Here is an 18,522-nt window from a genome sequence, read left to right as displayed (position 1 = left end):
GTCCCGATATGCAGGGTGGTTTCGGTTGGTTTGGGCTCTTCGTCGGAGTGTCAAGATCTACATGACCGAGTGCGGAGCACTCCCGGGACGGCCTCCCGGGCCCGCCCCCGCGCGGCAGGTGGAAGATCTGTGGAAATTACGCCTAGGATCGTGCTATGGCCTCTTTGGTGGGAGAAGAACCGCTGTCTTTGACGCAGGAGCTCGACCTCCTCGCGTTCGGCCAGCGTTTGAGGCACCTGCGCAAGCAGCGCGGGCTCACCTTGTCGGAGCTCGGCGAGCGGGTCGGCCGCGCCCCGAGCCAGCTCTCACTGCTGGAGAACGGCAAGCGCGAGCCCAAGCTCTCCCTGCTGAAGGCGCTGGCCGTGGCCCTGGCCGTGCCCGTCGAGGAGCTGCTGCGGCGCCAGGCCCCGAATCGCAGGGCCCAGCTGGAGATCGCCCTGGAGGAGGCCCAGCGCGACCCCATCTACGCCTCGATCGGCCTGCCCCGGCTGAAGGTGTCCGCGCGGGTCCCGAACGACGTGCTGGAGCACATCCTCGGGCTGTACGAGGAGCTGCGCGCCCGGGAGGCCAAGGGCACCGCCACGCCCGAGGAGGCCAGGGCCGCCAACGCCGAGCTGCGCCGCAAGCAGCGCGAGCAGGACAACTACTTCCCCGAGATCGAGAAGGCCGCCGCCGAGGCCCTGGCCGCCGTCGGGTACCGCGCCGGCGCGCTGTCGGCCGGCACCGTCCAGGCCCTGGTCACCCACTTCGGCTACACCGTGCAGACCGTCCAGGACCTGCCGAGGACGGTCCGGTCGATCACCGACCTGCGCAACCGGCGCATCTACGTCAAGCACGAGCAGCTCGGCATGCACTCCCCGCGCACGATCCTGCTCCAGACCATCGGCCACCTGGCGCTCGGCCACCACAAGCCGCGCGACTTCGCCGACTTCCTGCGCCAGCGCACCGAGGCCAACTACTTCGCCGCCGCCGTGCTGGTCCCCGAGGCGGCCGCCGTGACGTTCCTGCGCGAGGCCAAGCAGGACCGCGCCCTGTCGGTGGAGGACCTGCGCGACGTGTTCGCGGTCTCCTACGAGATGGCCGCCCACCGCTTCACCAACCTGGCCACCCACCACCTGGAGCTGACCTGCCACTTCGTGCGCAACGACGCCCAGGGGATCATCTACAAGGCCTACGAGAACGACGGCATCGTGTTCCCCGCCGACGCCCAGGGCGCGATCGAGGGGCAGCGGATGTGCCTGCGCTGGGCGGGCCGCCAGGTGTTCGCCACCCCCGACCGGTTCTCGATCTTCTACCAGTACTCCGACTCGCCCACCGGCACCTACTTCTGCGTCGCCCACGTCGACCCCTCGCGCGAGGGGGAGCGGGACTTCGCGATCACGCTCGGCGTGCCGTACCGCGAGTCGCGCTGGTTCCGCGGGCGGGAGACCACGACCAGGACCCGCTCGAACTGCCCGTCAGGGGAGTGCTGCCGCCGCCCGCCCGCCGAGCTGACCCAGCGCTGGGAGGGGTACGCCTGGCCGTCGGCCCGCGCGAACTCGCACGTGCTGGCCGCCCTGCCCCCCGGCTCGTTCCCCGGCGTGGACGAGGCCGACGTCTACGCCTTCCTCGAACGTCACGCGGGCGGCTGAGCGTCCTCCCAGAGAGGGAGCCGCAGGACGAAGCGGGCGCCGCCCGCGGGGGCGTCCTCGACGTCGAGGGTGCCCTGGTGGGCGTGGGCGATGTCGCGGGCGATGGCCAGGCCGAGGCCCGTGCCGCCCCGGTCGCGGCTGCGGGCGGTGTCGAGCCGGGCGAAGGGCTCGAAGACCCGCTCGCGGTCGGCGTCGGTGATCCCGGCGCCGTCGTCGCTCACGGTCAGCTCGGCCCACCGGCCGTTGCGGCGCACCTCGACCCACACCGTGCCGCTGGTGTGCCGGTGGGCGTTGTCGAGCAGGACGTTGATCAGCCGGGCGACCTGGTGCGGGACGCAGGAGACGAGCACCCCGGGCTCGGCGCGCAGCCGCGCGGCGTCGCCGTCGGCGCGGGCGGAGAGCTGCCAGCCGGCCAGCTCGGCGAGGTCCACCGTCTCCCGCTCGGAGACCTGGCCCTTCAGGCGGGCGAGCAGGAGCAGGTCGGTGACGATGGCCTGCAGCCGGTCCACGTCCCGCAGGGCGCTGGCGAGCAGGGTCGGCAGGTCGGTCTGCTCGGGGTGCATCTGCGCCTCTTCGAGCTGGGCCCGCAGGCCCGCCACGGGGGTGCACAGCTCGTGCGAGGCGTCGGCGATGAACCGCCGCTGCTGGTGCAGCAGCGGCTCCCGCCGGTACGCCGGCAGGTCCACGGCATCCTCGCGCGGCCGGTCGGCGACGCCGCCGGCGTGCTCACATCCGTGGTGCTCCGTCATGGCCGTACCGTGATCCCCCTGAAGCTGCTGCGGTCCTGGCGTCTCCGTGGCAGGCTGTATGCCTTCTCCCGTCTACGGTATACATCTACGGTATACGCAGTTTTGTGTTGATATAGACGCCCTTGGTTATCTCTAGGGTGCCTTGTCCGGTATGCGGCTGTCATCGCGGGCAGCACCCACTCGGGCTTCCATGCCAGCGGGACCCGTGAGATGGGGGCTGGCCGCAATGCCCGGCCGGGAGGCTGCTGGAATCCTTGAAGGGTGGCAGTCCGGTGCTTGATCGTCGACGACAACCCGGGGTTCCTCGCCGCGGCTCGCGAACTCCTCGAACACGAACAGATCACCGTGGTGGGCGTGGCGTCGACGATCGACGAGGCACTTCGGCGGTTCGACGAGCTGCGTCCCGACGTGACGCTCGTCGACATCAACCTGGGCGGTGAGCCCGGGTTCGAGCTCGCCCGGCGCCTCGTCGACGCCCGGCCCGGCGGGCGTCCCATCGTGATCCTGATCTCGACCTACGCCGAGCACGACTTCTCCGACATGATCGCCACGTGCCCGGCCGTCGCGTTCCTGTCCAAGTCCCGCCTCTCGGGCAACGTGATCCGCGCCATCCTCGGCGGGCACGCGCGGCACCGGCACGCGTAAGGAACGGTCCCGGGTGAGAGCGCGTCGCTCAGCGACTCTCCAGGAAGGCGATCACGGCCAGCACGCGCCGGTGGTCGTCCCCGGTGTCGGGCAGCCGCAGCCGGGCCATGATGCTGCGGACGTGCTTCTCGACGGTCCCCTCGCTGATCCACAGCCGGTGGGCGATCCCGGCGTTCGAACGGCCCTCGGCCATCAGGGCGAGCACCTCGCGCTCGCGCGGGCTGAGCAGCGCCAGCGGGTCCTCGCGGCGCCGGGCCGCGAACAGCTCGCTCACCAGCACCGGGTCCACCACCGAGTCGCCGCCGCGGACGCGCTCGATGGCCTCGATGAACCCGTCCACGCTCGCCACCCGCTGCTTGAGCAGGTAGCCGATCCGCCGGCCCGTGGCCAGCAGCTCCATGGCCTGGTCGACCTCGACGTGCGCCGACAACACCAGGATGCCGGCCTTCGGGTGGTCCTCGCGGATCGCGCGGGCGGCGTCCAGGCCCTCGGTGGTGCAGGTGGGCGGCATGCGGATGTCCACGACGATCATCTCAGGCTCGGCGCCGCGCAGGAAGTCCAGCAGCTCGGCCGCGTCGCCCGCGCGGCAGACGACGTCGTATCCCGCGCTCTCCAGCAGGGTGGCCATGCCCTCGCGGAGCAGGACGTCGTCCTCCGCGAGAGCTATCCGCTTCACCTGTCCGCCCATTTACTCACGCCGTAGAGTGACCCGGTCGACGGGTTGGAATGCGTACCTTCGCCAAGCGTATGACGGGCGGAAAGCCGGTGAACCCCCGGTAATGGGCAAGAATCGGCTACCAAGAGGCATGGAAAAGGCCGCACGGCGGCGTGCCCGACGGCCTCGCGTAGACTTGCGACGTGCCCGAGGGCGTTCTGGCGTCCCTGTTGCGCGCACCGCGCCCCTCGTTCATCCTCGGCCTGGGAGTCAGCGCGGTCTGCGTGGCGGTCGAGTCGGGCCTGGTCTATCTGATCAAGGGCTTCGTCCCCGTCACCGCGCTCGGCATGGTGTACCTGCTCGGTGTCCTGCTGGTCTCCACCGTGTGGGGCCTGGCGCTCGCGCTGGTCACCGCGCTGCTCAGCACCGCCGCCTTCCAGTTCTTCTACCTCTCCAGGTCCGGCGACCCGACCGACCTGCTCGAACTGCCGATGTTCCTCATCGTCGGCATCCTGGCCAGCTCGATCACCGGCCTGGCCCGCACCTCGGCCGCCGAGGCGCGCGCACGCCAGGCCGAGGCCGACCTGGCCGCCCGGCGGGCCCGCCGCATCGCCGAGGAGCAGAGCGCCCTGCGCCGGGTCGCGACGCTGGTCGCGCAGGGCATCTCCGCCCAGGAGATCTTCCAGGCGGTCGCCTGCGAGATCGGGCGTGTGGTCCACGCCGACCACATCGCCATCACCCGGTACGAACCCGGCGCCCGGGTGGGCGTCGTCGGTTCGTGGAGCCGCGACGGCGACGCGGCGGCGCCGCGCGTCGGATCGCGCTGGGAGATCGTCGAGAACGGCGCGGCCGACATCGTGCGGCGCACCGGACGGCCCGCGCGGGCCATGATCGGCGAGCTGCGGGGCGGGTTCGTCGACTGGGCCCGGGCCCGTGGCGCCGCCGGCGCGATCGGATGCCCCGTCGTGGTCCGCGGCGCCCTGTGGGGCACGGTGATCGCCTGGTCGTCCGCCGACCACCCCTACCCCGGCGACGCCGAGGAGCACATGCTGGAGTTCACCGAGCTGGTCGCCACCGCCGTCGCCAACGCCGAGAGCCTCGCCGAGCTGGCAGCCTCGCGCGCCCGCGTGGTCGCCGCCACCGACGCCACCCGCCGACGCATCGAACGCGACCTGCACGACGGCACCCAGCAGCACCTGGTCTCGCTCGCCCTGGAACTGCGCACCGCGGCGCTGGCCGTCCCGCCCGGCCACGGTGACCTGCGGCGGCGGCTGGACCACGCCGTCACGCGCATCAACGACGTCGTGGACGACCTGCGGGAGATCTCCCGGGGCCTGCACCCGGCGATCCTGTCCATGGGCGGCGTCGAGCCCGCGCTCAGGACTCTCGCGCGCCGCTCGGCCGTCCCCGTCGAGCTGGACGTCGGCGGCGTGCCGCCCCTGCAGGAGCGGGTCGAGGTCGCGATCTACTACGTCGTGTCCGAGGCGCTGACCAACGTGGCCAAGCACGCGCGCGCGTCGGTCGCCGAGGTCCGGCTGCGGGTGGCGGACGGCGCGGCCGAGCTGTCGATCCGCGACGACGGCGTCGGCGGGAGCGACCCGGGCGAGGGGTCGGGGCTGATCGGGCTCAAGGACCGCGTCGAGGCGCTCGGCGGCACGCTGGACCTCCACAGCCCGGCCGGGGCCGGGACGACGCTGTCCGCCCGCATTCCCGTCACCGGCGGATCGTGACGCCCGCGGCCGCCCCGGGACGTAACCAGAAATATCGCGAAATGCCGGTTAGCGCGGTGCCGGTACAAAAGCCACCCGCCGGGCGTCGTACGCTTCCGGCGGCGCATAGAGTGTCGAGCGGTGGACGAGGCGACGGAGGGGTCGTGCTGCCTGAGGTCGAGGTGTGGCTGCGCGAGCGTACGACCGCCTCGGCGGACTGGCCGGTGGGCGCGCTGCTCGCCGCCAAGCGGGCCCACGCGGCGACGATCAGCGTCGTGCTCCCGGCGAGGAACGAGGCCGAGACGGTCGGCGACATCGTCGCGGCCATCCGCCGCGACCTGCGCGAGGAGGTCCCGCTCGTCGACGAGCTCGTCGTCGTCGACTCCCGCTCCACCGACGGCACCGCCGAGGTCGCCCTGCGCGCGGGCGCCAAGGTCTTCGCCCAGGACGAGATCCTGCCCGCCCTCGGCCGCCTGGACGGCAAGGGCGACGTGCTGTGGAAGTCCCTCGCGGTCACCTCGGGCGACCTGCTCGTCTTCGTCGACGCCGACCTGCGCGAGTTCCGCACCTCCTACGTCACCGGGCTCCTCGGGCCGCTGCTCGCCGACCCCTCGGTGGTCTTCGTCAAAGGCTCCTACGACCGTCCCCTGCGCGACGCCCAGGAGGCGGGCGGCCGCGTCACCGAGCTGGTGGCCCGGCCGCTGCTGAACATGCACTGGCCGCTGCTGGCCGGCTTCGTCCAGCCGCTGGCCGGCGAGTACGCCGGGCGCCGCGCCGTGCTCGAACGCCTGCCGTTCGCCACCGGATACGGCGTCGAGCTCGGCCTGCTGATCGACCTGCTGGAAGCCGAAGGGCTCGGCGCGCTCGCGCAGGTGGACCTCGGCCGGCGCGTCCACTCCCACCAGTCCACCGAGGACCTCGGCGTCATGGCCGGGCAGATCATGCACACCGCCTGGGCCCGGCTGGACCGCCAGTGCAAGATGGTCCCGCTGCACACCCCCGCCGCCGAGCTGACGCAGTTCGCCCGCGGTGAGGTGGGCCACCTCCCGGTGGCCAGGGACATCTCGATAGGCGAGCGCCCCCCCATGCGCGACGTCCCGGACTATCCCGGCCACCACCGGTCCACCCCGAACCCCGAAACCCAGCCGACCCTCTGAATGGGGATGCCCCGTCAGTCGTCGCCGGTCGTGCGGGGACCGATGCCGGTGAGCGCGACCGTGACGAGGTCGTCGGCGAAGCCGGCGGGCACCTGGTCGGCGGTGAGCGCGGTGCCGCCGAACAGCAGGCGCGGCAGGATCAGCTCGTGGCAGGCGCCGACGATCATGGTGGCGGCGGCGTCGGGGCTCGCCCCCGCTGCGACCCGGCCGAGCCGCTGCTCCTCGCCCAGGTAGGCCGCCAGGCCCGCGCGCAGCCCGAGCCCGCCCGCCAGCGGATTGGGCAGCTCCTGGAACCGCGCGAGCACCTTCGGCTGGTTCCCCAGGCCCGCGAAGGCGGGCAGGATCGCGATGTGCAGGGCCAGCCCGTACCGGATATAGGCCCGCAGATTCCCCTCGACCGTGCCCTCGCCCGCCCGCCAGAGCGGTTCGCCCAGCCCGGCCTCCGCGGCGCGCACGTGCGCGTGCAGGGCGAGGGCGAGCAACTCCTCCTTGTCGGCGAAGTGGTTGTAGAGCACGCCGTCGGCCACCCGCGCCTCCCGGGCGATGGCCCGCACGGTGAGCCCGGCCGTGCCATGCGTGGCGATGAGCCGTACGGCGGTGGCGATCAGGTGGTCACGCAGGCTCACCTCGCCACCGCCCTCCCTGAGCGCGGCCGCTTTCCTCGGAGACATCACGGCCCATCGTATTTGACCATGAACGGTACCCCCGGCCCCGGGGGACGGCGCGGCCTTCGCGCGCGCCCCGAGCCGGCCTTCGTAAACGCGGATGAGCTGGGGCGTCTCACCCCCGCGCCAGGCCGCCGGGACGGGCGGCCCTGATCAGCCAGGCGGCGCCGCGCAACCGGACCGCCCCCTCTTCGGCGAACGGGCGCATGGCCTCCACCAGGGCCTCGTGGACCAGGGCGTCCGTCCCCGGAGACGTGCGCGAGAGCAGGTGGCGGATCGGGCCCCAGGCGCCGAGGAACGCGGCGGCGTCCTCGGCGTCCGCGCCCCACACCTGCGGCGCGTCCACCGGGGTCACGGTCACCTCGGTGAAGCCCGCGGCGGTCAGCACCTGCCGGACGCGGCCGGGGTCGGCCAGCGACTCCGGGCCCGCGGCGCCCTGCTCCCGGGGAGCGGCGAGGGCGGGCACGTGCGGCGCGATCGCGGCGAAGACCCGGCCGAGGTCGCCCTCGGCGACACCGCGCATGCTCAGGAACGCCACCCGTCCGCCGGGGCGGAGGGCGCGGCGGATGTTGGCGAACGCCGCGACCGGGTCGGAGAAGAACATGATCGCGAACCTGCTGACCGCGACGTCGTAGGCACCATCGGGGAAGGGATGGACCTGCGCGTCGCCCTGCTCGAAGGTCGCGTTCGCCACGCCCTCCTCGGCGGCGAGGGCGCGGGCGCGCCGCAGCATCGGCCCGGAGAGGTCGACGCCCGTCGCGTGCCCGTGCCGGGCCGTGCGCGCCGCCAGGCGGGTGACCTGGCCGGTGCCGCAGCCGACGTCCAGCACCCGGTCAGCGGGGCCGATCGCGGCGGCCTCCAGGAGCGGGGCGTTGAAGCCGCTGTTCACGGCGTCGTAGCGGGCGTGGTTGCCGGCCCAGTGGCCGCCCTCGTAGCCGTTCCACGCCTCGGCCTGCTCGACGTTGACGATGCTCACGCGTCCATCCCCTCGTGCTCACGGTGAACGTACGTTCATGAACGTACGTTCACCACGATAGCACCGCGGTCAGATGCCCCGCCGGACCGCCCGCGTGCCGAGGGCCAGCCCGACCGCGCCGACCGCGCACGCCGAGAGCGCCCCGTACAGCACGGCGAGGTCCACGGCCCGCCCGGCGAACAGCGCGCGTTCGGCCTCGACGATGTAGGAGACGGGATTGAAGGCTGCGGCCGTCCGAAGCCAGGCGGGGCCGTAATCGGTCGGCAGCAGCACCCCCGACAGCAGCATGAGCGGGAACAGCAGCATCTGCGTCACGCCCCAGAAGAGGTTGCCGTCCGGGCGCGAGGCGATCGCCAGCACGAACGACAGCGCGCCCAGCCCGGTGCCGAACACGATCAGCAGGGCCAGCCCGGCGAGCACCCCGGCCGGCGAGGGCCGGAACCCCAGCGGCAGCGCCAGGCCGATGATCAGCACGGCCTGCACCAGGAGGATCACGAACTCCTTGAGGACCCGGCCGACCAGCATCGCCGTGCGGTTGAGCGGCGTGACCAGCATGCGCTCCAGCGAGCCGCCCATCAGCTCGATCAGCATCGAGTAGCCCGCCATCATCGGCCCGGTCAGGCACATCATGATCAGGATGCCCGGCACGAACCACTGCCACGGCGCGCCGCCGCCGAAGCCCTGCGCGCCCGCCAGCATCGGGCCGAAGAGGAACAACAACAGCAGCGGCTGCACCATCGCGAGGAACAACAACACCGGCGCACGCGACACCGGCGCCACCTCCCGCACGAACACGGTCGCGACATCACGAAGAAACTGCCTGGTCATCCGGGGTCCTTTCGTACAAGGGGCAGGGGAAGCGCAGCCCTCGCGGGCACGTGGGCATGCGGGACGAGCGGGTCGCAGAGCATTGGAGGGGCCTGCCCGACGGGCGCCGGCGTACGAGCGGGGGAGGGGAGGCGGAGAGCTGCGGTGTTACCAGGGGGAAGCCGCAAACGTGCAAGAGTACGGCGACTCGGCCCGCCACGGTGACGTGGACTCACGTGGGCCCCGAGCGCGGCGAGGCAGGGCGAGCCGCGAGAGTTCGGGGTGCGGCGGTGGGTTGGGAGCTTCGGCGGTGCGGGCGGGTGTCCGGGGCAGTTGAATCCCTTTTGTACGGCTCAGGCGTCGTCTTGGTGGGATTCGCGGAGGCTGCGGCCGGTCAAGGCCAGGAAGACGTCGTCCAAGGTCGGGCGGGTGGTCTCGGCGGTGGCGACCTCCAGGCCCGCGGCCTCCAGCGCGCGCAGCAGCCTCGGCATGGCGAGGTCCGCCCGGGGGACGCGTACCCGGACGGTCGCGCCCTCGACGGTCACGTCCTCCGGCGTGCCCAGGCGCGCGGCGATCTCGGCCGCCTTGCCGACGCCCGCCGCGTATCCGGACCTTCCGGACTGTGCCACGCGCCGGACCTGCGTCTTTTCCGTGTGCTCCGTCTGCCGGACCTGTGCGTTCTCCGTGTGCTCCGCCTGCCGGGCATGGGCGTTCTCGTCGGGGTCCGCGTGCCGGACCCGGGGGTTCTCGCTGTGGTTCGGGGTTGTGGTGCTCCTATGGTTCTCTGCGTCGGGGAGGATCTCCTCGGTGTGCAGGGTCACGGTGATGTGGTCGCCGGCGAGGGCGGTTTTGAGCTCGGCGGCGGTGCCGTCGGCGATGATCCGTCCGTGGTCGATGATGACCACCCGTTCGGCCATCGTGTCGGCCTCCTCCAGGTAGTGGGTGGTCAGGAACAGGGTCGTGCCGTGCCGTTCACGCAGCCGCAGGATGTGCCGCCAGACGTCGGCGCGGCTCTGCGGGTCGAGGCCGGTCGTCGGCTCGTCCAGGAACAGCAGGTCCGGCCGGTGCACCAGGCCGAGGGCGATGTCGAGGCGCCGCCGCTGCCCGCCCGAGAGCGTCCCTGGCCCGCGCTCGGCCAGCGGCGTGAGCTCCAGCGCGTCCATGATCTCGTCGGCCCTGCGCCGGGCCTCCGCCCAGGTGACGCCGTAGCAGCGGCCCTGGGTGACCAGTTCGTCGCGCACCCGGAAGTTGTCGCCGGCGCCGCTCTTCTGCCCGACGTACCCGATGCGCCCGCGCACCCCCGCCGGGTCGGACACGACGTCGTGACCGGCCACGACGGCTGTCCCCGACGTGGGCCGCAGCAGCGAGGTCAGCATGCGCAGGCTGGTGGACTTCCCGGCGCCGTTGGGGCCGAGGAAGGCCACCAGCGTGCCGGGCTCGACGTCGAGGTCGAGCCCGCGCACGGCCTCGACCTCGGCGCCTCCCTTGACCTTGAACCGCCGGGTCAGGGCTCGGGCATGGATCATCGTCGCCTCCTGGGGAGTACGGGCGGACGGTGTATGGGCACGCCGAAGAAAACCCCTTCGGGGGCTCGGCGGGATCGGCTCATCTTCCGCCAGTCCCCGGCGATCTGGCAAACGTGAACGCCGCGTTCATATACGCCCCTGACCAGCCAGAACCTCTACGGGGCCGGTGAACGCGCGGAGGTCGATTTCCGGCGGCCACACCCCCGCCCGCCTGCGCTTTCTCCGCCCGCGGACGAGACGCGGGAGAAAAGTTCCGCCGGACCGCCGGCGCGGGCGTGGGGGAAGGCGCGGGGTCTTTCGCGTGCCGGATCGGGGTCAGTTCCAGGCGGCGTGCTGGTGGGCGTGGCGGGTCGCGGCGGCCGACCGGTGCTCGCCGTCGTGGTGGGCGAGGGTCTCGCAGGTGAGCAGTTCCCAGTGCCCGATCTCGGGGTTGGCGAGGATCGCGGCCACCTGGGCGCGGATCTGCGCCGCGGTGACCTCCTCGTCGGTCTGGATGCGGAGGGCGATGTATCCGACGGCCTGGGTCAGGTCCTTGCGCCACTGCCGGGGCAGCAGCGCCAGGATCCGGATGCCCTCGACGGGCGAGGCGCACGACGGCCTGGCGCGCCGCATGGTCAACACGACCAACATGGCTGGATCCTCTGCTCGGTCCCCGGACGGTCCCCGCACTTCCACTGTGCGCGGGCGCGGGCCCGGCCGCCAGGGAGGATGGCGGCAGAAAGTCACCGGCCGGTGACCGGTTCCTGTCATTGTCCGCTGATTCACCCCCACTTGGGGGCAGGTTCCGGCGAAAGCCTGGTCGTGCGGTGTTCGGGGTTCCGCCATGGGACGGCCCAGAAACGATGGTGAACTCCGTGTAACGGATGGCGTGTCCGCATACACGGCAAAGGGGGCGCACGCCAGGCTATGGCTGCCACGATCCCCGGAGGCTCCTCATGCTCAAGCGCAACCGGCTCTTCGGCCGTAAGACCCGCGTCACCTTCCTGCTGCCCATGGACCAGCCGAACGGCGTGGTCAGCGTCGTGGGCGACTTCAACGACTGGATACCGGGCCGGCACGAGCTACGCCGCCGCCCCAACGGCACCCGCACGGTCTCGGTCATCCTCCCCGAGGGCGTACACCGCTTCCGCTACCTGGCCACCGGCGGCCTCTGGTTCGACGACGACAACGCGGACCGCATCGACCAGCAAGGCAGCCTGATCCGCCTCTGACCCCCCACCTGCGACAATCCGGCAGTGCGCCCCTCGCGGCGCAGGCCGCGCACGGCTCTGACCGCACGGCTGGGGCCGCTTCGCGGCGGGGCCTCGGCATGCGCCTGGGGCCCCGCCGGGCTGCCGGACAGTGTGGCCTGTCAGACGGAGGTGTACTGGCCGAGGTGCGCGGTCGCGTCCAGGTCCTCGGCCACGGCGGCGAGCTTGGCACGGATGGCCGCGATCGCGTCATCGCCGAGCGCCAGCCGCAGCGGCGGCTCCGGCAGGTCGAGGGCGGCGAGTACGGCGGCGGCGGCCTTGTCCGGGTCGCCGGGCTGCGTGCCGTCCGAGGCGGACAGCGTGGCGGCGGTCGCGCCCGCGGTGGCGGCGTAGTCGTCGAGCGGGGCGCTGCGCCGCAGGGCCGGCCCGGCGAAGCTCGTGCGGAAGGCGCCGGGCTCGACGATGAGGATCCCGATCCCGAGCGGGCGCACCTCCACGGCCAGCGCCTCGCTGGCCTGTTCGAGCGCGCCCTTGGCCGCGCAGTACGCGCCGGTGCCCGCGAAGGCCAGCAGCCCGCCCATGCTCGTGACCTGGACGATCGTGCCGCCGCGCCGCGCGCGCATCTGCGGCAGCACCAGCCGGGTCAGCCGCAGCGGCCCGTGGAACATCACCTCCAGCGCGTCGCGGAACTCCTCCTCGCTCGTCTCCTCGACAGCGCCGACGATGCCGTACCCGGCGTTGTTGACCAGCACGTCCACCCGTCCCGCGGCCTCGACCGCACGCGCGCAGGCGGCGGCGTCGCGGACGTCCAGCTCGACGACGGTCACCCGGCCCGGATGCGCCGCCGCCAGCGCGGCCACGGTCTCCGGGCGGCGCACCGCCGCGACGACCACGTCCCCCGCCGCGAGCGCGGCGCGCGCGAACGAGTCCCCGAACCCGCTGTTCGCACCCGTGATCAGCCAGCGGCGCGGCGCCGGATCGTTGCTCACCAGGAAAATCCCTTCGACGATGTACGCGCCCCGGGCGCGGATGCCCGGAGGCCGCCCCCACGATGCCCAACGATCTTCAGCGCCGGTATGGCCCGAAGGTGGAAGATGGGAAGCGTGCCCGACGCGATCACCGGGTCCCCTCGCGGGCCCCGTCCGCTGCCCGACGGCGAGCCGATGACGGCCGCGGACTACCGCCGCCTGGTCGGCGTCCTGGAGTCCGTGGACACCGCGGCCGACCTGCCGGAGTTCCGCGAGCGGCTGCTGCTGGCCCTGCGGAGCTGGTTCGGGTACGCGGGGGTCGCCGTCCTGCACGGGGACACCCTGGCGGCGGCGATCGAGGAGGGCTGCGGCATCCAGGGCGGCTACGCGCCCGCGTTCATCGCCGAGTACGCCGCCCGCTGGCGGGACCTGGACCCGTTCCGCACCGAACGGGCCTACCAAAGACTTCTGGCCGACGGCGTGGTCACCTTGGAGGAGCTGGACCCGTCCGGGGACTACGCCGAACGGTTCCTGAGGCCGCACGGCATCACCGACAAGGCGGGCATGGTCGTGGACGGCGGCCCCGCCGGCGTGATCTACGTGGGCATCGCGATCAGGGACACCCCGCGCGTCCCAGCACGCGACCTGGCCGTGCTGCGGGTGTTACGGCGCCACCTCGCCCCCCTGGCGATCGACCGGCTCACCCGGCACCGCGAGCGCCTCGCCGCCCGCGCCGACTGGCGGCTGACCCCCCGCGAGTGGGACGTGGCCGCCCTCGCCGCGCAGGGCCTGACCAACCAGCAGATCGCCGCCCGCCTGTTCATCGGCGTGGACACCGTCAAAAAGCACCTGACCCGCGTCCTCGCCGAAACCGCCTCCACCACCCGCACCGAACTGGCCGCCCGCTGGCACCGGCAGCGACCCCAGTAGCGATCCGCTGCTCGGTGCCCTGCTCCGCAACAGCCCTAGACCGGTTCGGCGGGTGACGAACCCGTCGGCTCGCCGAGCTCGAACCACACCACCGTCCCGCCCGTGTCGCGCTGGAAGCCCCACTTTCCGGCGATGTCGTTCACCAGCATCAGCCCGCGCCCCTCGGTCGCCTCCACGTCCGGCCGCCTCAGCGTCGGGATCTTCGCCGAGCCGCCGTCCTCCACGGCCACCAGCACCCGGCCGGCCGCGAAGGCCACTGAGACAAGGAAGTCATGGCCGGCGGCGTGCCGGACCGCGTTGCCCGCGAGTTCGCTGGTGAGCAGCACGGCGTCGTCCCGATACGGATGCTCCTCGCCCAGCAGCCCCGCCACGAACGCCCGCGCCGACCTGACCTGACACGCCGCATTCCCGAACCGCCGAGAACACACCGGCGACACCACCGCCGCACCGGCCTCCGCCCCCTGAGCCACCCTCCACCGAGGATCCATCCCGAACAACACCGTCCGCCTGAACTCCACGACCCCGAACCTCCCGCGCCGAGGGACGGGGACGGTTCTCCGCCGCTCGTCCCGCTTGGATGCATAGCGTGTACGATCGCTCACGCAGAGCATCGCATGTGCCCCACAATTTTGTGTGGCACATGAGTGAAAACCTCCGAGGCCGTGCGGGTTGCTGAGCAAATACTGCAAGAGTGGGAGAAAAGGGGCTGTATGAGTGCCAAGTTCGCGATGACGCTCCGAGCTCAATGGCTGGGGCGGCAGTTGCGAGAACTTCGTGAGGCTGCGGGGCTGACCCTGAAAGAGGCGGGAGCCTTCATTCAGCGTGACAGTGGCACCATCAGTCGGTTCGAGGCAGGGATCTATCCCGCGCGTACGCCGGACGTCAGCGCCCTGTTGGACTTGTACGGCGTCGTTGCGCCGCTACGCAGAAGGGGCCTTATGCGGCTAGCCGGTGAGGTCTGGCAAAGCGGCTGGTGGGATGCGTACTCCGAAGATCTCTCCAGGATCGTGGTCGACTACGCCTGGGTGGAGTCGCGTGCCAGCGGGATCAGTTCGTTCGACGCTCTCGTCATTCCGGGAATCCTGCAGACGCGTGGCTATATGGAAGTGATCATGAGTTGTGCGGGAAACGGTTGCTCTTCCCAAGTCGATAGGGGTGTGGAGTTTCGGCTAGAGCGTCAGAAGGTGCTAGCGGAGCATGAGCCGCCGTCCATCGTCGCCGTGCTCGACGAGAGCATCCTTCATCGGGTCATCGGCGATGCGCATATCCATGCCGAGCAACTGGATCACCTCCTCGCCCTTTCCGAGTACTCCCATATCGACATTCGTGTGCTCCCCTTCGCGTCAGGGGGCCACGCCAGTCACGAGGGTCCCTTCAGAATCTTCGAACTACCTGACCCATATCCCGAGATTGCGTATGTGGAGACCGCGGCAGGCGGACTCTACGTCGAAGGCGACCAGGTTCGCCCACTTATGTTGAGGTTCGATCGACTTATGCGTGAGTGTCATGGTTCCATGGAGTCCGTTGGAATGATTGACGCAGCCATTAGAAGGTTGCGCTCGTCCAAAACGGAGGCCAGAACGTGAGTGACTCTCGGGATCATCCGGTGGTGGCGTGGCAGGTCAGTAGCTTTAGTCCTGATGTCGGGCCGAATTGTGTCGAGGCGGGACCTCTTCTGGACGGGTCGGGGCGGGTCGCCGTGCGGCACAGTAAGGATCCGCACGGGGCTGTGATCATCTACACGCGGGCCGAGTGGGATGCCTTCTTGGCCGGCGTCCGGGCCGCGGAGTTCGACTTCTAGCAGTTCTCGGGCTCAAGCGTCTTCAGTGTCGGCGAAGGACCCGGGGAGCGACCCACCTGCTGGTAATGGGAGATGGTACGTGTATCGGATCCGCGAATTACCGGTACGGCTTCCCTGAAGAGTTACCGTCGGAGACCCAGGGACAACAGCCTTGGTCTGGTTCGGTGGTCCAGGAGGACGACATGCGCGAAATGGTGCCGATGGGTTTGCCTTCCGCTGCTGCGACTCTGCTGATGTTGCTGTCGTGCTGCTTGTTCACATTCGCAGGAGCGGCTGTTCAGGCGATGACGAGCCTCTCGCCCTCATCTCGGCTCCCAGACGGATCCGAGATCAGCGTCGTTGCTCCGGTGTCGCTGTTCGACCTCCGTCTCGGGCGATGGTGGAGGAGCGCCCTGGCACCTGGCTAGGACAACGCTCCCCGCCCCGACCGGGGAGACATGAATGGTGGGTTTGCTTCGCCGAATGCTGGCGGAGATGGGACCGGCGGCCGCATGGGTTGCCGTGTTCGCCGCGGCGATCGTCGCCGCGTTCACGCTGTACGTAGGGATCGCCATGGTGGCGGCCTTACGCGCTACGGATGAGCGGCAGGCGAAGGTTCGGTACCGAATCTTCCGTGACCTGCTGCGGTTGTTCCGCAGGCAGGAGCGGTGAGCTCCGCTGCCCGGCCGCCTCGCAAGGAGCCCGGCCGGCCGCCTGTCTGCCCGCCTGCGGTCGTGGTTCGCGTTCGTGAGCTGCACGGCCAGGGGCTCAGCCTCAAGGCGATCAGTGAGGTGCTGAACGCGGAGGGTGTGCCGACGCCCATGGGCCGGGCGCCGTGGGGGAAGTCCCACGTCGACCGGCTCCTGCACACCCAGCACGCCCGGCGGGTGTCTCACATGGAGTGACCAGTGCGCACTGGGAGGGTAGGCGACCTTGTGGACTGAGCGGAGTCCACCTCTATGGTCGATGAAGTGGTGACCTTGTCGAGCGTGTGCACAGCCGGTCTGCGTCCGAGGCGACGGTCGGCTACGTCGCTCCTGACATCGGGAAGGCCCTCGCCGGCTAGTTGGTGAGGGCCTTCCGGCTGGTCAGGCCCAGCGTGCCGACGTGAGGTCGGTTGCGGTCATGCGGGGTCCTGGTCTCGGTGTCTCGTCTTGGAGTTCGTTGGGGTCAGCCCCATGGGGCGCAGATGACGTAGATGGTTCCCGAGGCGCTGCCGCCGGTCGCGACCGCGATCTCCCAGCCGTCCGGCAGGTTGTCCGTCCCGAAGACGGGGAGGCTCTGGTAGACCGTTCCGTTGCCGTTGTTGACCTTGTAGCCGCCGCCTGTGGCGATACGGCCGGGGTCGCACATCACGCCGCCACTGGAACCGCTGAAGGGCGCGGTCTTGACCTGGACGCCCCGGATGCCGCCCGCGTCGCCCTTGGGGCCCGGCACACCCTGCGGTCCTTGAGGGCCCTGCGGTCCCTGCGGGCCGGTCTCTCCTGTCTCGCCCTTCGGGCCGGCAGGGCCGGTGTCCCCTGCGGGCCCGGCGGGACCGGTGTCGCCTTGAGATCCGGCGGGACCCGTGTCTCCCTTGGGTCCGGTGGGTCCGGCGTCCCCCTTGGGGCCCTGCTCTCCTTGGGGACCGGGCTCGCCCGCAGGTCCGGCAGGTCCTGCGGGGCCTTCGGCGGCCCATGCGACGTGGGCCTCGGTGGCGAGACATAAGGCTGCCGAGTCGACGATGCGGACGAGACGGGTCACCTTGCCCACACAAGCATGGACTTCCGGTGAGACCGACGAGGCGGTGGCCACTCCGCCTACTGACAGCAGGGCCACTGCCAGCGCGCCTGACGACGCGAGGGTGGTCACGCGCCTATCGATCCTCATGTTCACGAACGGCTCCTTCCGCGACGGACAATCGAACGTGATCATCCAAGCGGCAACGGCGTCCGCACGCCAACCATGATCGTTTTCGGTCGGGCGGCTACGGATTTCCGGTCGGGTAGCGGCGGGCGGCGCGGGCGAGGGCCGCTCGTGCGTCGGTGGAGAGGCGGTGGACGAGGTCGGCGGCGGGGAGCTCTTCGGTGAGGGGGTAGGTCTGGCCGGCCCAGAGGTTGAGCATGTCGGGGTCGCCGGACTTTCTGGCCGCCGCGCGCAGGGGAGCGGTCAGGTGGTGGATGTGCGGGTATGCGGGCGGGGCGGCGGCGGAGTGTTCGCGGAGGAAGCGGTTGACCAGGCCGCGGGCACGGCGTCCGGTGAACGCGCGGGTGATCTCCGTGCGGTCGTAGGCGGTGAGCGCCTCGCGGTGAGCGGCGGGCGTCCCGGTCTCCGGGGTGGGGCGGTCGTGGGCGGTGAGGGCCGCGCGGTGGGCGGGGTTCGTTCCGGCCTCCGGGGTGCGGAGGAAGGCGGTGCCGAGCTGGGCGGCCACCGCGCCCGCCGCCAGGACCGCGGCGACGCCCTCGCCGTCCGCGATGCCGCCCGAGGCGACCACGGGCAGAGGCGTGGCGCGCAGGACGAGCCGGAGCAGCGCGAGCAGGCCGAGGTCTCCGGCGTCGTCGCGGAACCCGCCCCGGTGGCCGCCCGCCTCGATGCCCTGCGCGACCAGTCCGTCCGCCCCGGCCTCGGCCGCGGCGACGGCCTCCTCCGGCGTGGTCACCGTGACCAGCACGGAGGTACCGGCGGCGCGGACCCGCGCGATGACCTCCCGCGAGGGCAGCCCGAAGGTGAACGACACCACGGGCACGCGCCGCGCGACGACGATCGCGAGCTTGTCCTCCCACCCGTCGTCGTCGTAGGCGGGCACGCCGAGCGTGACGCCTGACCTGTCCGCCTCGGGGCGCAACCGGGCCGCGTACGCCTCGACCGCGGCACGGTCCGGCTCGCCCGGGGAGGGCACGAAGAGGTTGACGCCGAACGGCGCGTCGGTGCGCTCCCGCACGAAGGCGATCTCGGCGTCGAGGTCGCCGGGCGCCCGGTACCCGGCCGCGAGAAAGCCGAGCCCGCCCGCACCGGACACCGCGACCGCCAGCTCGGGCGTGGAAGGCCCCCCGGCCAGCGGTGCCTGAACGATCGGATGCGGCAACGCGCTCAACTCCACCCGGCCACACTAGCGCGGCCGTTGAAACACACCGCCGCCCCGATGGTCAGGCGGC

General features: G+C 71.6%; 21 protein-coding genes. 10 read left to right on the top strand and 11 right to left on the bottom strand.

All coding sequences use genetic code 11. The features are described 5' to 3' along the window. The first annotated feature begins 155 nt into the window (after window positions 1-155). Window positions 156-1,631, top strand: coding sequence for an XRE family transcriptional regulator (locus BJ982_RS28860; protein WP_239123000.1), 1,476 nt, complete (start codon window positions 156-158; stop codon window positions 1,629-1,631). Here the strand turns inward: BJ982_RS28860 and BJ982_RS28855 are convergent. Then, entirely contained in the window at window positions 1,616-2,380 is a 765-nt protein-coding gene (locus BJ982_RS28855) for a sensor histidine kinase (protein WP_184885211.1), read from the bottom strand. The genes BJ982_RS28860 and BJ982_RS28855 overlap by 16 nt on opposite strands. Window positions 2,381-2,641: 261 nt before the next feature. Between BJ982_RS28855 and BJ982_RS28850 the strand changes: the two genes are divergently transcribed. Then, complete coding sequence (locus tag BJ982_RS28850; RefSeq protein WP_184885209.1) at window positions 2,642-3,025, top strand: response regulator; 384 nt, start codon at window positions 2,642-2,644, stop codon at window positions 3,023-3,025. A 28-nt stretch (window positions 3,026-3,053) separates the two neighbouring features. Here BJ982_RS28850 and BJ982_RS28845 read toward each other — a convergent pair whose 3' ends face one another. Further along, window positions 3,054-3,713 carry a response regulator gene (locus BJ982_RS28845; RefSeq protein ID WP_184885207.1) on the bottom strand — a complete coding sequence of 220 codons (660 nt, stop codon included), beginning with the start codon at window positions 3,711-3,713 and terminating at the stop codon, window positions 3,054-3,056. A gap of 170 nt (window positions 3,714-3,883) precedes the next feature. Here BJ982_RS28845 and BJ982_RS28840 point away from each other — a divergent pair, with 170 nt between their 5' ends. Together BJ982_RS28840 and BJ982_RS28835 are read left to right on the top strand one after the other, a co-directional pair. Further along, a complete protein-coding gene (locus BJ982_RS28840) occupies window positions 3,884-5,410 on the top strand; it encodes a sensor histidine kinase (protein ID WP_184885205.1) in 1,527 nt (508 codons plus the stop codon). A 143-nt stretch (window positions 5,411-5,553) separates the two neighbouring features. Next, window positions 5,554-6,546 (top strand): glucosyl-3-phosphoglycerate synthase, encoded by a 993-nt coding sequence (locus BJ982_RS28835; RefSeq protein ID WP_184885203.1) that lies wholly within the window; start codon window positions 5,554-5,556, stop codon window positions 6,544-6,546. A gap of 14 nt (window positions 6,547-6,560) precedes the next feature. Here BJ982_RS28835 and BJ982_RS28830 read toward each other — a convergent pair whose 3' ends face one another. The 5 genes from BJ982_RS28830 to BJ982_RS28810 form a co-directional block, all read right to left on the bottom strand. Next, complete coding sequence (locus tag BJ982_RS28830) at window positions 6,561-7,217, bottom strand: TetR/AcrR family transcriptional regulator (RefSeq protein WP_184885202.1); 657 nt, start codon at window positions 7,215-7,217, stop codon at window positions 6,561-6,563. Between the two features lie 109 nt (window positions 7,218-7,326). Beyond that, window positions 7,327-8,187, bottom strand: a complete 861-nt coding sequence (locus BJ982_RS28825) for a class I SAM-dependent methyltransferase (RefSeq protein ID WP_184885200.1) — start codon at window positions 8,185-8,187, stop codon at window positions 7,327-7,329. A 69-nt stretch (window positions 8,188-8,256) separates the two neighbouring features. Further along, complete coding sequence (locus tag BJ982_RS28820) at window positions 8,257-9,015, bottom strand: ABC transporter permease (RefSeq protein WP_184885198.1); 759 nt, start codon at window positions 9,013-9,015, stop codon at window positions 8,257-8,259. Between the two features lie 332 nt (window positions 9,016-9,347). Then, window positions 9,348-10,520: an ATP-binding cassette domain-containing protein gene (locus tag BJ982_RS39810; RefSeq protein ID WP_239123002.1), complete on the bottom strand. Its 1,173-nt coding sequence runs from the start codon at window positions 10,518-10,520 to the stop codon at window positions 9,348-9,350. 315 nt (window positions 10,521-10,835) lie between these two features. Beyond that, on the bottom strand, window positions 10,836-11,150 hold the full coding sequence (locus BJ982_RS28810) for a hypothetical protein (protein ID WP_184885196.1): 315 nt from the start codon (window positions 11,148-11,150) through the stop codon (window positions 10,836-10,838). A 305-nt stretch (window positions 11,151-11,455) separates the two neighbouring features. On the opposite strand from BJ982_RS28810, the gene BJ982_RS28805 reads away from it, so the two are divergent. Further along, the gene (locus BJ982_RS28805) at window positions 11,456-11,731 is read left to right on the top strand and encodes an isoamylase early set domain-containing protein (RefSeq protein WP_184885195.1); all 276 of its coding nucleotides are present in this window, start codon (window positions 11,456-11,458) and stop codon (window positions 11,729-11,731) included. Between the two features lie 140 nt (window positions 11,732-11,871). Here BJ982_RS28805 and BJ982_RS28800 read toward each other — a convergent pair whose 3' ends face one another. Further along, window positions 11,872-12,699 carry an SDR family NAD(P)-dependent oxidoreductase gene (locus tag BJ982_RS28800; RefSeq protein ID WP_203959081.1) on the bottom strand — a complete coding sequence of 276 codons (828 nt, stop codon included), beginning with the start codon at window positions 12,697-12,699 and terminating at the stop codon, window positions 11,872-11,874. A gap of 105 nt (window positions 12,700-12,804) precedes the next feature. Between BJ982_RS28800 and BJ982_RS28795 the strand changes: the two genes are divergently transcribed. Beyond that, window positions 12,805-13,608, top strand: a complete 804-nt coding sequence (locus BJ982_RS28795) for a helix-turn-helix transcriptional regulator (protein ID WP_184885193.1) — start codon at window positions 12,805-12,807, stop codon at window positions 13,606-13,608. Between the two features lie 35 nt (window positions 13,609-13,643). Here the strand turns inward: BJ982_RS28795 and BJ982_RS28790 are convergent, their stop codons facing one another. Beyond that, complete coding sequence (locus tag BJ982_RS28790; protein ID WP_376697701.1) at window positions 13,644-14,096, bottom strand: ATP-binding protein; 453 nt, start codon at window positions 14,094-14,096, stop codon at window positions 13,644-13,646. A gap of 222 nt (window positions 14,097-14,318) precedes the next feature. Here BJ982_RS28790 and BJ982_RS28785 point away from each other — a divergent pair, with 222 nt between their 5' ends. From BJ982_RS28785 to BJ982_RS28770, 4 genes are all read left to right on the top strand, one after another. Then, on the top strand, window positions 14,319-15,194 hold the full coding sequence (locus tag BJ982_RS28785) for a helix-turn-helix domain-containing protein (RefSeq protein ID WP_239123003.1): 876 nt from the start codon (window positions 14,319-14,321) through the stop codon (window positions 15,192-15,194). After that, the gene (locus BJ982_RS28780; protein WP_184885190.1) at window positions 15,191-15,409 is read left to right on the top strand and encodes a DUF397 domain-containing protein; all 219 of its coding nucleotides are present in this window, start codon (window positions 15,191-15,193) and stop codon (window positions 15,407-15,409) included. Before BJ982_RS28785 ends, BJ982_RS28780 begins: the two co-directional genes overlap by 4 nt. A gap of 462 nt (window positions 15,410-15,871) precedes the next feature. Next, entirely contained in the window at window positions 15,872-16,060 is a 189-nt protein-coding gene (locus BJ982_RS28775; RefSeq protein WP_184885188.1) for a hypothetical protein, read from the top strand. A gap of 62 nt (window positions 16,061-16,122) precedes the next feature. Then, complete coding sequence (locus BJ982_RS28770) at window positions 16,123-16,293, top strand: recombinase family protein (protein ID WP_184885186.1); 171 nt, start codon at window positions 16,123-16,125, stop codon at window positions 16,291-16,293. 265 nt (window positions 16,294-16,558) lie between these two features. On the opposite strand, the gene BJ982_RS38655 is transcribed toward BJ982_RS28770, so the two are convergent. Both BJ982_RS38655 and BJ982_RS28760 read right to left on the bottom strand, forming a co-directional pair. Then, window positions 16,559-16,825 carry a hypothetical protein gene (locus tag BJ982_RS38655; RefSeq protein WP_221482386.1) on the bottom strand — a complete coding sequence of 89 codons (267 nt, stop codon included), beginning with the start codon at window positions 16,823-16,825 and terminating at the stop codon, window positions 16,559-16,561. A gap of 529 nt (window positions 16,826-17,354) precedes the next feature. Then, complete coding sequence (locus tag BJ982_RS28760; protein ID WP_184885182.1) at window positions 17,355-18,467, bottom strand: nitronate monooxygenase; 1,113 nt, start codon at window positions 18,465-18,467, stop codon at window positions 17,355-17,357. Between the last annotated feature and the right edge of the window lie 55 nt (window positions 18,468-18,522).

Origin of the sequence: Sphaerisporangium siamense (assembly GCF_014205275.1) — a bacterium.
GTDB lineage: Bacteria > Actinomycetota > Actinomycetes > Streptosporangiales > Streptosporangiaceae > Sphaerisporangium > Sphaerisporangium siamense.
Note: the sequence above shows the minus strand (reverse complement) of the source record. Positions and strands in the feature narration are given on the sequence as shown.

Excerpts from the sequence above, each read along its gene's own strand:
- BJ982_RS28860 (WP_239123000.1), top strand. The coding sequence starts at position 156 with ATGGCCTCTTTGGTGGGAGAAGAACCGCTGTCTTTGACGCAGGAGCTC.
- BJ982_RS28855 (WP_184885211.1), bottom strand. The coding sequence starts at position 2,380 with ATGACGGAGCACCACGGATGTGAGCACGCCGGCGGCGTCGCCGACCGG.
- BJ982_RS28845 (WP_184885207.1), bottom strand. The coding sequence starts at position 3,713 with ATGGGCGGACAGGTGAAGCGGATAGCTCTCGCGGAGGACGACGTCCTG.
- BJ982_RS28830 (WP_184885202.1), bottom strand. The coding sequence starts at position 7,217 with ATGTCTCCGAGGAAAGCGGCCGCGCTCAGGGAGGGCGGTGGCGAGGTG.
- BJ982_RS28820 (WP_184885198.1), bottom strand. The coding sequence starts at position 9,015 with ATGACCAGGCAGTTTCTTCGTGATGTCGCGACCGTGTTCGTGCGGGAG.
- BJ982_RS39810 (WP_239123002.1), bottom strand. The coding sequence starts at position 10,520 with ATGATCCATGCCCGAGCCCTGACCCGGCGGTTCAAGGTCAAGGGAGGC.
- BJ982_RS28810 (WP_184885196.1), bottom strand. The coding sequence starts at position 11,150 with ATGTTGGTCGTGTTGACCATGCGGCGCGCCAGGCCGTCGTGCGCCTCG.
- BJ982_RS28805 (WP_184885195.1), top strand. The coding sequence starts at position 11,456 with ATGCTCAAGCGCAACCGGCTCTTCGGCCGTAAGACCCGCGTCACCTTC.
- BJ982_RS28795 (WP_184885193.1), top strand. The coding sequence starts at position 12,805 with ATGGGAAGCGTGCCCGACGCGATCACCGGGTCCCCTCGCGGGCCCCGT.
- BJ982_RS28790 (WP_376697701.1), bottom strand. The coding sequence starts at position 14,096 with ATGGATCCTCGGTGGAGGGTGGCTCAGGGGGCGGAGGCCGGTGCGGCG.
- BJ982_RS28785 (WP_239123003.1), top strand. The coding sequence starts at position 14,319 with ATGAGTGCCAAGTTCGCGATGACGCTCCGAGCTCAATGGCTGGGGCGG.
- BJ982_RS28775 (WP_184885188.1), top strand. The coding sequence starts at position 15,872 with ATGCTGGCGGAGATGGGACCGGCGGCCGCATGGGTTGCCGTGTTCGCC.